This is a genomic window from Fulvivirga lutea (assembly GCF_017068455.1).
Taxonomy (GTDB): domain Bacteria; phylum Bacteroidota; class Bacteroidia; order Cytophagales; family Cyclobacteriaceae; genus Fulvivirga; species Fulvivirga lutea.
This window is the reverse complement of the sequence record NZ_CP070608.1, coordinates 3,135,487-3,148,563: the sequence shown is the minus strand read 5'-3', so window position 1 is coordinate 3,148,563 and position 13,077 is coordinate 3,135,487. Positions and strand designations below refer to the sequence as shown.

The following is a 13,077-nucleotide window of genomic DNA, read 5'->3' as shown; positions in this document are numbered from 1 at the left end:
TTAAGAAGCCTTAAGGTAATCTTTAACTTTTCCAGCTAATTCGAGAATTACCTCAGACGGATCTTTTGGTTCCAAGCTCTCTTTATTATTAGATATATCGTAGAAACTGACATGGCTATCAAAATATGTCGGGTCTACAATTCCATTGTCATGAACTATAAGACTGGGTCTTAAATTCTTATAGAGTAGGGTTTCTTCAAAACTAAAAAAATTAAACACTTTACATCTTGTATGCTTCTCCAGTGTCATTCCAAGAATATTTTTATCGAAATATTCTGAATCAATTAAAAAAATTACGTCTTGCATCATCTTGCCAACTTTAGTCTGTAGTTGTAAGACGATAACTGTGCCAAAAAGAAAAATGGCTTTTAAATGATTTTTTGGAAGGTATATGAATATAAATTATCCCAAAATGGGATAAAAATATCATGATGAGATTTATTTAAAATCAGATTGGATGGCATTTCGTAGCTCTTTGAAAGCCTGCTGGCAGAGCTCACCTAGCTGATTTATTTTACTAGGAATCTGATCCGTATTCGTATTGTGTTTACCTGAATCTTCAATTTCTTTTATAATACTTTTTGCTTGTTCTAGTCCTACAAATGTTATTGAAGGCTTCATTTTGTGAGCAAGTTTACCTACCATCTCCCAATCTGCCTTATCAGACCAATTTTGCATTTCGTTAATAGTAGATGGAGTGTTTGAAATGAAAGTTTCTATCATTTCAGTCATAAACTTTACATCACCATCACATATACTTTTAAGATATTTAAGGTTAGTCAACTGATCAGAAGCTTGCTTATGAAGGTTATTCTTGGTTGATGCTATTTGCTTCGCCTCAGAATTAATAAACTTGGAAATGGTTTTATAAAGTGATTCGGGATGGAATGGCTTGGATAAATAGTCATTCATTCCTGCCTCCTTACATTTGTCAATATCTCCTTTAATAGCATTTGCCGTGAGTGCCACAATGGGAACGTTCTTTTTATTTCCTTCTAATGACTTTCTTATTTTTCTCGTAGCTTCATAACCATCCATAATCGGCATTTGAACATCCATTAACACAATGTCGTAGTCTTCAGCTTTAAGTTTTTCAACAGCCATATACCCATTTTCAGCTTCACCTATATCGCATTGCCAGCGTTCTAGAATACTATTGGCATATAGCCTATTAACTTCATTATCCTCAACAAGCAATACTTTAATACCTTTTAGGGAGTATTTTAATGTCTTCTTAAAGTCAGAGGATTTTGGTTGGACTAAATCAATTTCTCTACCAACCTGATAGGGGATGATGAAGGTAAAAACGGTGCCAATATGCTCTTCACTTTCAACATGAATGCTTCCGTTTTGGAGCTCTACTAATTCTTTTACAATAGTTAAACCAAGTCCTGTTCCGCCATACCTTCGCGTTACACTTGCATCTGCTTGGGTAAAGCTGTCAAAAATATGATGAACTTTCTTGGCAGGTATTCCAACACCTGTGTCTCTTACCTTGAATTTAATGTGTTTGTAATCTTTGTCCTCTTTATCAACAGTAACACTTATGTTAATTTCCCCTACATGAGTAAACTTTACTGCATTACTCACCAGGTTAATTAGAATTTGGTTGAGTCGGGCTGGATCACCTAGCAATACGCCATCTGCTTTCTTGTCGATGTTATAATTTAAGTCAATTCCTTTGGCTTTAGATTGGTATAAAAATGTGTCTAACACCGCACCTAGCTGATATTTAATATTAAAGCCAATCTTCTCAAATTTTAACTTGCCTGATTCAATTACTGATAAATCGAGTATGTCATTGATGATTACTTTTAAACTTTCTGTAGAGTTTTTTATAGCGTTCAGGTATTGTTCTCTATCTGCTTCATTAGATGTCTCTGACAATAAATTAATCATCCCGGAGATACCATTTATCGGGGTTCTAATTTCATGAGACATGTTGGCCAGGAATTGTTCTTTAGCTTTCTGAGCTCGCACCAACTCTTCTGCATCCTTCTTACGTTGAGTAATGTCCCTGCAATCAAGAATGAGACCCTCTACACCACCTTTGTGCTTCAGGTTAATAGAGTTAAATTCCAAATATCTATAGGAATTGTCTTCACATAAAAACCTGAACTCAATGCTTTCGTCATATGGTTTTGCAATACTTTTTTTGAACTCTGATTTAAAGCCTTTGAGAGTACTTGGTTTAATGAAATCAAAAAAGTTCTTATTGACTAAACTGCCAGGGGCATGACCTAACGTATCTTCAACAGAAGGGTTATGGTAAAGAATATTCCCGTTGTAGTCTACAATGAATATGATATCTGAACCATCTTCAACAACTGCCTCATAAAAGAGACCTTTATCTACATAATCCTTTAAACTTTTAACATCCATATTTTACATGGCCTCTTCTTCCATTTCTTTTAAATAGCGGTAAATCGTGGACTTACCAATATCTAACTTATCTGCTACTTGCAGCACATTGTTATCGTACTTATCTAAATAATGCCTAAGGATTTTAAACGTATAGTCTTTAAGAGTCATTTCTTCAAAAAGGAAATTTGATTCTTTTGTAAGACTATTGAATGTAATATCATCTGCTGTTATTTCATTGTTATTAGCCATTACGGCTGACAATTCAATAATTGATTTAAGCTCACGAATATTTCCTGGAAAAGGATAACCAAGTAACTTAGTTTGAGCATCGTGGCTTAAGGTAAGAGTTGATAAGTCATTTTCTTTAGCGAATTGCTCCATAAAAAACTTGCTGAGAAGAATGATGTCTCTATCACGCTCGCGTAGGGGAGGAAGGTGAATAGGCAGGCCTAATAATCTATAATAGAGATCTTCTCTGAACGCCCCATCTTTAACCATTTGTGCCAAGTCTCTGTGAGTGGCAACTATAAGCCTGAAATCCAATTTTATAACTTCATTGCCACCAATCCTTGACAGTTCTCTCTCTTGAATCACCCTCAATAATTTAGCCTGAAGATTAAGATCCATTTCTCCAATTTCATCCAAGAAAATGGTGCCACCTTCAGCTTCTTCAAACTTTCCAATTCTTCTGGTATTCGCCCCTGTAAATGCTCCCTTTTCGTATCCGAATAACTCGCTCTCCATTAAATCCTTTGGTATGGCAGCAATGTTTACCGCAACAAACGATTCTTTCTTTCTTTTAGAATTGTAATGGATCGCTTTAGCCGCTAATTCCTTACCAGTACCAGTTTCGCCAGTTATAGATACTGTTATGTTTGTTTTTACAGCTTTTTCAAGTAGAGAAAATACCTTTTTAAGTGCACTGCTATTGCCAATAATGCTATTATCGAATTCGTACTTCTCAGTAATCTCTTGCCGTAAATGATCTATCTGTTTAGTGAGGGAGATATTCTTTCGGGCGTTGTTTATTGTATTTAACAGCCTATCCTTAGTATCCTCATCTTTGATTATGTAATCATAAGCGCCACTTTTAAGTAGCTCCACGGCTGTACCTATTTTTTCCTGAGCAGATATGATAATTACCGGAATATTAGGATCAACTCGTTGTATTTCCTTGAGTACATCTTCACCAGCCATGTCAGGCAAGGTGTAATCCAGCGTTATTATGTTTGGTTTTAGATATAAACTATCAATGGCAGTTTTACCATTTTCAAATGTGCTTACTTCATAGTCAGGATTCAAGCTCAATACGTATTGTAAAAATTTGGTATAGGCCTGATCATCTTCAACTACAAATATTTTGACAGGTTCCTTTTCGTACATTTAGATTGATGATAAATTTAGAGTAATATACTACTCTATTCTCCAAAAATGAACATCCGGGTTAATTTATTGATGATAAATTAATTAGGTGTCTTTGTAGGTTTAAATTTTGAATATGAGATGAAGGATATTTACTAATTTAATATTTAATTTAGCCTTTGTTTATAGAATGTAACTTGAAATATAATGATTGAACAGTTCAAAGTTTTGTCCCAAGAGGAAGTAGAGGTGATGTTAAGCGCTCCTCTTTTAGTTACAGTGCTAATTGCAGGTGCTGATAACGAAATTGATAATTCGGAGATAAAAGAAGCGGTTAGCATTGCTAAGCTTAAGCAAAAAAAGGCTCGATTAGATTTGATTGAATATTACAAGGAAGTTGGGGTAGATTTTGAAGATAAGTTGAAAGTGATGATTCAGCAGTTTCCGTCAAAAGCAGAAGAGCGAAACCCCATGATCATTAGCGAGTTAGAAAAATTGAATTCTATACTACCAAAGCTTGATAAAAAGTTTGCAGAGGAGTTTTATGCAAGTATTAAGGATATAGCGAAAAAGATAGCTGAGTCTTCTGGTGGATTGTTAGGCTATATGGCTGTTGGGTATGAAGAGTCTAAATTAATAGGCCTCAATATGATCAAAAACCCCGCATAAGATATAATTAAGTTTTAATGTTTGAAAAACGAACGTTAATCGGAAGCTCTATATTACCGATTAGGTTCGTTTTTTTTATGTGGCTGCTTTTTGCATTAGAGTTTGTCTATGGCTTTGATTTGAGCCTTTTTGGTATCATTCCAAGAAATATATACGGTTTAATTGGTGTAATAACATCGCCTTATATTCATGCCGGACCTATACATCTCATATCAAATACCTTCCCACTACTATTTCTGAGCATTACACTGTTCTATAACTATCCTAGAATAGCTCGACCTGTATTTTATGGTTGCTATCTGATTACAAATCTATTGGTGTGGCTATTAGGCAGGCCATATCCGCACATAGGGGCAAGTGGATTAGTATATGGCTTAGCCACATTTGCCATACTTTTTGGTTTATTAAGAAGAGATGTACGCTCTATTATGATATCTGGCGTTGTATTGCTTCTATACGGCTCTATTTATTATGGAGTATTACCAGGAGATGAAAGAGTGTCGTGGGAGTCTCATTTATTTGGCACTATAGTAGGAATGATTTTGGCTGGCTATTACTCTCAAGAAAAGAAGGTATAAAAAAACCCTGACAGCAATGTCAGGGTTTTATTTTTCTATCTATAAGTTCACTTATGGTTGAACTTTGATGTCAATTGTGATTTGACCGTCAGAACCGAATCCTGGCGTTAAATCAACCACTCTTATTAATCCTTTTTTACCATAATTGTCTACAAATTCAACAATATCACCAACTTCAAGCATATTAATTCTTTCATTGCTTGATTGTGTTATTGAATTTAAATCTCTAGACTCGTCAACTGCATCGAACATCGCAGATGTCATGCTTGACATCTGAAAAAAGCAACTGTTTAACTCAGCATCAGTTGTATTTGCAACGGTTACAACATCAATTATTGAAGACGGATAATTACCTGCCGCAGCCAAAGAAGCTTCTAAAGTTGCCCCATAATAATATCCGAAATCCCAAAAAGCTGAGTATTCTTCTCCTTGATCTACTCTATATAGCTCACCGTCTAATAAGGAAACAAATGTTTCAGAAGAACCGTCAGCTAATGGAGCTGCTAAAATTGTGGTAGTATATGATTTAACTGGTGCATTTGGGTTGGTACCAGTTCCAACTGTTATTTCTATTTGACCAACACCAGCAGCCAAACTGTTTTCAGGATCTCTATAGTCCCCTTTACCATTTGTTGCCCAAAATTTATAAACAACAGAACCGTTAGTACCAATTCCGGAAGGGATAGGTAGGTTCAATGCATAATCTACAGTAGCATCACCAGAAGCTTCAGCATCGATTGAACCATCTGGTTTTGTTGCTTTATTTGATAAACCATTCTCTCTCAGGTTAAAGGGCTGATCACCAGTACCAGCAATGTTTTGTGTAACATAAACTCTACGGATGGTTCTATCATTAGAGGTTATGATTAAACGAGCCTTAACGGTTAATTGGCCATCTCCTGAAGCATAGTCCTCAATTAATGGGTCGTTAACACTAGCCGTAGCATCTGAAAATTCAAGGGTAACATCAAACTCATCAGTTGGGTCAGTTACCACCTCATCATCATCACTACATCCACTCGCTATGAGAAGGCCTGCTAAAGCGCCAACCATAAATAATTTGTTAAATAATTTTTTCATTTTTTAATTGGTTTATTTTGAATTAATACAATCATAAATCATACCAGAATTTTAAATGATACGCTTTAAAATTGCCGTACAAATGTATAATCAAGATACGGAATATAATATGGTTTTGGTAATATTCTTTTAAGTTATTTCACAGTTTATTTTGCACGCATAAATACATACTTTTGAGGCTAATTCTACTACACTATGAGCACAACTCCTGAGGCAGTACTTTCAGATTTAAAGTCAGGAAAAATAGCACCAGTATATTTTCTCCAAGGTGAAGAAACCTTCTATATTGATCAGATTTCAGATTACATTGAAAATAATATTCTTACAGAGTCTGAAAAAGGTTTTAATCAAACCATAGTGTACGGCAGAGATGCGAATGTGAGCACCATCCTCAACCACGCCAGGCGGTTTCCTATGATGTCAGAAAGGCAAGTGGTTATAGTGAAAGAAGCTCAAAGCATAAGCGATATCAATAGGGAAGAAGGCTCAAAAATGTTGCTCGACTATTTAAATAACCCAGTACCGTCAACGGTATTGGTTTTCTGTCACAAAAATAAAACGTTGGATAAGAGAAAAGCGCTTGGTAAGTCTATTGATAAACTTTCAGTGAATGTTGTAACTAAAAAGATTTATGACGATAAGCTTCCTGCGTGGATAGAGAGTCATGTTTCAAGTAAGGGTTACAAAATAAGTCATAAGGCAGTGCGTATGCTGGCAGACTCTATCGGAACTAATCTGGAACGCGTTTCTAATGAAGTAGATAAAATAGCCATCAATCTATCTGATGGAGCAGAAATAAGTGAGGAGCTTGTACAGAAATATGTAGGTATTAGTAAGGATTACAATGTTTTTGAGCTTCAAAAAGCATTGGCCGCTAAAGATGTGTTAAAGGCGAATAAAATTGTTAACTATTTCGAAGCTAACTCTAAAAAGAATCCTATCATCCCAATTGTAGCAGTGTTATTTAGTTTTTACGGTAAGCTTTTGATAGCTGTTTCACAAAAGGATAAATCGCTTAATGGCGTGGCCAATGCGCTAAACATGAATTCGTTTTTTGCTAAAGATTTTCATCAAGCCTCTGGGCTGTATAGTTTACCTCAGGTGGTCAGAAATATACATCAACTAAGACTAGCCGACTTACAATTGAAAGGTGTAAATAGTACTGGCTCTGTATCTGACGGACAGATTTTGAAAGAACTTATTTTTCGATTGTTGCACTAGGCGGTATACGCTTGTATATTGTTTATATTTGGCTGGATTAAAATAATTTCGAAGCATTTGCAACATGAATTGGGCAACACTTCGTTATATGTAAAAAAGTACATTTCACATATCTATGAGATATATTCTATTAGTGATTCTATCACTTTTTCTTAGTCAATCATATAGTCAAAATACCCAATATTTTAACGATTCCGAAAGCTACTACAGGTCTGGCCTGGACTTATTGGATAAAGGACACTATGGTTCTGCAAGGGAAGTGTTCGAAAATTATTTGAATGACGCCCAAAACTCACCACATAGAGCTGATGCAGAATATTACATTGCTTATTGCGCCTTGGGTCTTTATCACAACGATGGTGAAAAAAGAATAGAGAATTTTATAGATGAGCATCCAGATCACCCAAAGGCACTCACTGCATATTATGATTTAGGTACATTTTACTTCAAAGAGAAGGAATACAAGAAGGCAGCAGAATACTACTCAAAGGTTAACTTAAATTTGATTACTGAGGAAGAGAGGGACGAAACCAGATTTAACCTTGGGTATTCTCTTTTCTCGCAGCGTAAGTTCAATGAAGCGATAGAATACTTTAATGTGTTGAAAAACAAGAATACTCAATACTCGGCAGCGTCAAGTTATTATGCAGGGTATATTGAGTATGAAAATAAAGAATATCAAAAGGCCATTATCGATTTGGAGCGCGCAGGTAAAGATGAAGCTTATGCCAGTGTAGCTCCTGAATTGTTGGCCACACTTTACTACAAGCAGGGTAGGTATGACGATCTAATTGCTTATGGCGAGAGTGTAGGGGTAAATTCTGTATCAAAAGCTAAAGACCTTAATTTAATGCTGGGTGATGCCTACTTATACAAGAATAAAACAACTAAAGCGGTTGAAGCTTACAAAAAGGCTGAGAATTCCAGAGCCTTAACAAGAGATGAGCGGTATCGGGTAGGTTATGCCTATTATAAAGAAAAGGATTTTGAAAAATCCATTTTTCACTTCAAACAAACCGCCTCAGATAAAGACAGTATAGGTGTGTATTCTGGTTATTATTTAGGAATAATGTACTTGAGCGAAGGAAATAAGCTTTACTCAAAAACGGCTTTTTACAATACCAGAGAAAATAAGATTAATGCACAGTTAAGAGAAGAGGGTGCTTATCAATATGCTAAGGTTTGTTACGATTTAGGGCTTTCAGAAGAGGCGATTAATGGGTTTAACTATTATTTAGATAATTATACTTCTGGAAAGTATACCGGTGAAATTTCTGACTTGCTTTCTGAAGCTTACTTGAGTGCTAACAGCTATGAGTTAGCCATTGCGCATATTGAAAAACAAAAATCTATTTCCAAAAAACTCGAGGGAGTGTATCAAAAGGCTAACTACTTGAAAGCTACAGAATTGTTCAATAAAGGAAACTACAGAGAATCGATTGAGTTTTTTAAGAAGTCATTGAGGTACCCAAATGATGCCCAAATTAAATACCAAGCTAACTTATGGATTGGAGAAGCCTATTCTATTGGCCGAAGGTATGACGATGCCATTCCTGTTTATCAAAATGTTGTTGGTGCAGCAAGTGTTGTGGATAATGCCACATTAAACCAGGCCCGATACGGATTGGGTTACGCTTATTATAACTCAAAGAAATATGACAAAGCTCTTCTCTATTTTAAAGCTTATACCACACCAGAAGCTAGCGCAAAGGGTAATAAATACTACCACGATGGTTTAATAAGATTGGCTGATTGCTACTATGTATCTAAAGAGTATAACTCTGCTTTAACTTATTACAAAAAGGCTTCCACAGTATCGAGAACTGACTTGGACTATGTTATGTACCAAAGTGGAGTTATTCATGGTATCGAAGGTGATTTAACGTCTGCTTTAGCTTCCCTTGATCAGGTAATAAAAATAAAGGATTCACGCTATATTGATGATGCCATTTATCAAAAAGGGCAGATGAATTTTGAGAAAGGTAATTATCAGCAGGCCATCACAAGTTTTACTCAACTAATTAACAACCACTCAAATAGTCGCTTGGTGCCTTATGCACTTTTAAGGAGAGGTTCGGCTTACTATAATGAAAAGAACTATTCGAATACAATCCAGGATTACACAAACCTGATAGAAAATCATCCAACTCATCCAACAGCTAAAGATGTGCTATTACCTCTTCAGGAATCTTTAAACTTAGCCAATAGAGGCTCAGAATTCGATGCGATGCTCGCTGAATACAAAACCAAAAATCCAGATAAAAAAGGATTGGAGAATGTGGAATTCGAAACGGCAAAGAACTTTTACTTCAACCTGGATTATAAAAAAGCAATTACTCGCTTTAATGATTTTGTAAGTACATACCCAGAGGATCCTAAAGTGAGTGAGGCCAAATACTATGCAGCTGAATCTCATTACAGGTTGAGGGAATATGATGCTGCTTTAGATATCTATAATCAATTGTTTACACTTAGCGATTTTCAGTATAAAAACCGTGTGGTTGGAAGAATAGCAGAAATAGAATATAGTAGCGGGCGCTATCAAAATGCTATTTACTTTTATCGAGAGCTTAATAGCATGGCCTCTAGTAAGAAAGATAAATACAACGTTTGGGCAGGGTTAATGGAGTCTTACTTTTACTTGAGTAAATACGATTCGGTAAAACGCTATGCAAACATCATACTTGATGAAGGTAATGTGCACATAAGCTCACAAAATAAAGCACTTCTATATCTGGGTAAATCATCTTATGCCAAAGGAGATTTTAAACAGGCTGAAGATGAATTTTTAGCTACTCTTAATAATGCCCGCGATGTCTTCGGGGCCGAGGCACAATACATGCTAGGCCAAATCTATTTTCAACAAAAGAATTACAAGAAAAGTGTAGAAGCTCTCATTGATTTGAGTAAGAACCTTAATGCTTATAACGATTGGGTAGGGAAGGGTTATATGCTTATGTCAGATGCATATCTCGCAATGGGCGATACCTTCCAGGCTAAGGGCACATTAAAGTCTGTAGCTGATAATTTTCCTGATGAATTTTATAGGAAAAAAGCTGCTCAAAAGATTAAGGAGATTGAAAAAGTTGAACAACAAAAAGAAAATGAAATTATTAAATCTGACAGTTTAATAATTGATAATTAATTTATTGAATAACAGATTGTTATAATTTGAATATAGATAGAATCTATTAATGAAAATAACTAAATATATACTTGTTTTATCACTCATTTTTGGAGGAATGCAGTTTGTTTCTGCCCAGGAAAATTGGGAGAGTGATGGTGAGATTGAAGATGTAGAAATAGAGATAGTAAAGGATAGGGAAATTACTCTTCCAAAGGCTAATCGAAATTTTGAGAAGATTGCTCCAATCAACTTTTCTGGAGTAAAACCCCAGTTGGAATATTCATTCGATAACCTGAATCTACCATTACCTTCATTAAATATTAGAGTACGTCCACTTCGTATTAAAGAACAGCCATTGAAGAAGCTTTATGGTAATTACATACGTGCCGGATTCGGCAATTATATAACACCATACTTTGAAGGTTTTGTAAGTTCAAAGCGCAGCAGAGATATGTTGTATGGAGCCCATATCAATTTTCTTAATTCAAGAAACGGACCTGTAGATGATGAAAACTCTGGGTCTGGAGAATTTGATGTTGAGGGATACGGTAAACACTTTGGAAAAAAATTAACAGTAGGTGGTGATATTGGCTATCACAGGCGTTCTTATAATTTCTATGGGTACCCTGAAAATCAAGAAGTGAATGAAGACTCTTTAAGCCAAAATTTCAATAACATCCACCTTTCCGGATATATAGAAAACACTGATAAGTCTAGTGATTTAAATTTTTACACCGGAATACAATTCGATTACTTGAAAGATAATTTCAGTGCTGAAGAATCTGAAGTTCAGCTTGATTTTAAAGGAAGCTACAAGTTGGGAGGACAGAGTACCATTAATTTAAGAAGTGATTTAGATATAATATCGCAGAAAGATGAGGGTTTAGACGTAAAGACAAGGAATATTTTTAGAGTAGTACCTACCCTTACTTTTGAATATGAAGGCTTTTTAATTGATGCCGGATTTAATGTTGTTTATGAAAATGACACTTTGGGTGATTCAGACGAAATTCACTTCTTTCCTATGGCGAGAGCAAGATATAGCCTGAGTTCAGGATTTGAAGTACAAGCCGGTATTAGAGGTGATGTAAATAAACAAACATTGAGAGGTTTTGTAGAATCAAACCCTTTTCTTGCACCAAATTCGAGAGCATTCAATCAGTACAATAATTTTGAGTTTTTTGGGGGCATAGGAGGTAGTTTAACCAGTAAGCTTGGTTTTAAGGCCGGTATGAGCATTTCTAGCCTAAAGAACTTGCCTTTGTTCATCAATTCACCTGAAGACCAATCGAAGTTCCTCGTCATTTATGATACAGGAAATTCTGAAATATTAAATATAAATGCTCAACTAAGCTATAACAGAAATGAAATCCTACGTTTGACCTTAAGAGGTGATTATTGGGGCTATGATACGGATGAATCAGAAGAAGCATGGCACAGGCCCAATTATAAAATATCGGCATTATCTACATTTAAGTTGTTTGATAAGCTGAGGTTTGAAACCGAGGCATATGCAATTGGTGGTATTCAGGCTCTAGACTTCAATACGGGCGAAAAAATTAACCTTGATGCAGCACTTGATTTGAATTTTATGGCAGAATACCTTGTGTCGGATCAATTTTCGGGCTGGGTGAGGTTAAATAACATTTTCGGACAGGAATATGAGATGTTATATAATTATCCTGTCAGAGGCTTTCAGGTAATGATAGGGGCCACTTATAGTTTTTAATAAGATAAACGATGGCTTATATTAATTTTTCTTATATTGTGTTGTCTTAAATCATGTTTTAAGGCATTTGGCACAGTGAAAAATTCGTTTATTTTTGTGTGACCTGACTAAATAACAAACTTAAAACCAACATAATGGCGAAGAAAAAAGACGAAGATATAGAGAACAACGATGATCTGAATCAAGACAATCAGGATGATTTTAATGAAGCGGATGATAATTTCGGTTTACCGGATGTAGATCCTCAGCCATTAGATGAATCTTCGGATGAAAGTGAACCTGAAGCCAGTGAGTCTGACTACGCATCAGAATCGGAGTCTGAAGAAAGTGAAACATATGCCTACAGCTCGTATGATTCAGATGAAGATAGTAGTGACTCTAGTACGTCTGAAGAATCTGATGAATATGTTCCAGGTAGTTATACTCCTCCACAGGAAGAGAACTCCAATGTTGGTAAAATCATAGGAATAGTATTAGTAGTTGTATTAGCTGGTTTGGCAATTTGGTATTTTGGATTTTATGGTCCTGCTAAAGATGCTGAAGAAAAAGCGCGCCAGGAACAAATAGCTGCTCAAAAAGCAAAAGAAGAAGCTGCTGCCAAAAAGGCTGAGGAGGAACGGAAAGCAAGAGAAGCGGCAGAAGCAGAAGCTGCAAGATTAGCAGCAGAAGAAGCGGCAAAACCAAAAATAGGCACCGTAGAAACAATTAGTTCAAGGACTGGACGTTTTTATGTTGTAGTTGCCAGTGCTATTGACGGTGACCTTGCTATGGATTACGCCAAAAAACTTAATAAAAAAGGAGTTAATGTGAATTTGATACCACCTTTTGGCAAGAGCAAGTTTCATCGGGTAACAGTTGATAGTCAAGACTCGTGGGCTGCTGCTGAAAATAGAGCCACAGAGCTAAAAAGCGAGTATGGCGAGGACGTTTGGGTAATCAAATATTAA

10 protein-coding genes are annotated in these 13,077 nt (G+C 35.8%); 6 read left to right on the top strand and 4 right to left on the bottom strand.

The genetic code is table 11. From position 1 onward, the window contains the following. From JR347_RS14120 to JR347_RS14110, 3 genes are all read right to left on the bottom strand, one after another. Positions 1–309, bottom strand: coding sequence for a hypothetical protein (locus JR347_RS14120; RefSeq protein ID WP_205721236.1), 309 nt, complete (start codon positions 307–309; stop codon positions 1–3). A 129-nt stretch (positions 310–438) separates the two neighbouring features. Beyond that, positions 439–2,382: a PAS domain-containing hybrid sensor histidine kinase/response regulator gene (locus tag JR347_RS14115; RefSeq protein WP_205721235.1), complete on the bottom strand. Its 1,944-nt coding sequence runs from the start codon at positions 2,380–2,382 to the stop codon at positions 439–441. Positions 2,383–2,385: 3 nt separating this feature from the next. Beyond that, the gene (locus JR347_RS14110) at positions 2,386–3,747 is read right to left on the bottom strand and encodes a sigma-54-dependent transcriptional regulator (RefSeq protein ID WP_205721234.1); all 1,362 of its coding nucleotides are present in this window, start codon (positions 3,745–3,747) and stop codon (positions 2,386–2,388) included. 186 nt (positions 3,748–3,933) lie between these two features. Between JR347_RS14110 and JR347_RS14105 the strand changes: the two genes are divergently transcribed. Both JR347_RS14105 and JR347_RS14100 read left to right on the top strand, forming a co-directional pair. Continuing rightward, positions 3,934–4,395 carry a hypothetical protein gene (locus tag JR347_RS14105; RefSeq protein WP_205721233.1) on the top strand — a complete coding sequence of 154 codons (462 nt, stop codon included), beginning with the start codon at positions 3,934–3,936 and terminating at the stop codon, positions 4,393–4,395. Between the two features lie 17 nt (positions 4,396–4,412). Continuing rightward, entirely contained in the window at positions 4,413–4,973 is a 561-nt protein-coding gene (locus tag JR347_RS14100; protein WP_235689683.1) for a rhomboid family intramembrane serine protease, read from the top strand. Between the two features lie 51 nt (positions 4,974–5,024). On the opposite strand, the gene JR347_RS14095 is transcribed toward JR347_RS14100, so the two are convergent. Then, complete coding sequence (locus tag JR347_RS14095) at positions 5,025–6,053, bottom strand: hypothetical protein (protein ID WP_205721232.1); 1,029 nt, start codon at positions 6,051–6,053, stop codon at positions 5,025–5,027. Positions 6,054–6,248: 195 nt separating this feature from the next. Here JR347_RS14095 and holA point away from each other — a divergent pair, with 195 nt between their 5' ends. From holA to JR347_RS14075, 4 genes are all read left to right on the top strand, one after another. After that, positions 6,249–7,274 (top strand): DNA polymerase III subunit delta, encoded by a 1,026-nt coding sequence (gene holA / locus JR347_RS14090; RefSeq protein WP_205721231.1) that lies wholly within the window; start codon positions 6,249–6,251, stop codon positions 7,272–7,274. A gap of 115 nt (positions 7,275–7,389) precedes the next feature. Beyond that, positions 7,390–10,419, top strand: a complete 3,030-nt coding sequence (locus JR347_RS14085) for a tetratricopeptide repeat protein (protein WP_205721230.1) — start codon at positions 7,390–7,392, stop codon at positions 10,417–10,419. 49 nt (positions 10,420–10,468) lie between these two features. Beyond that, a complete protein-coding gene (locus tag JR347_RS14080) occupies positions 10,469–12,130 on the top strand; it encodes a TonB-dependent receptor (RefSeq protein ID WP_205721229.1) in 1,662 nt (553 codons plus the stop codon). A gap of 134 nt (positions 12,131–12,264) precedes the next feature. Then, on the top strand, positions 12,265–13,077 hold the full coding sequence (locus JR347_RS14075) for an SPOR domain-containing protein (RefSeq protein ID WP_205721228.1): 813 nt from the start codon (positions 12,265–12,267) through the stop codon (positions 13,075–13,077).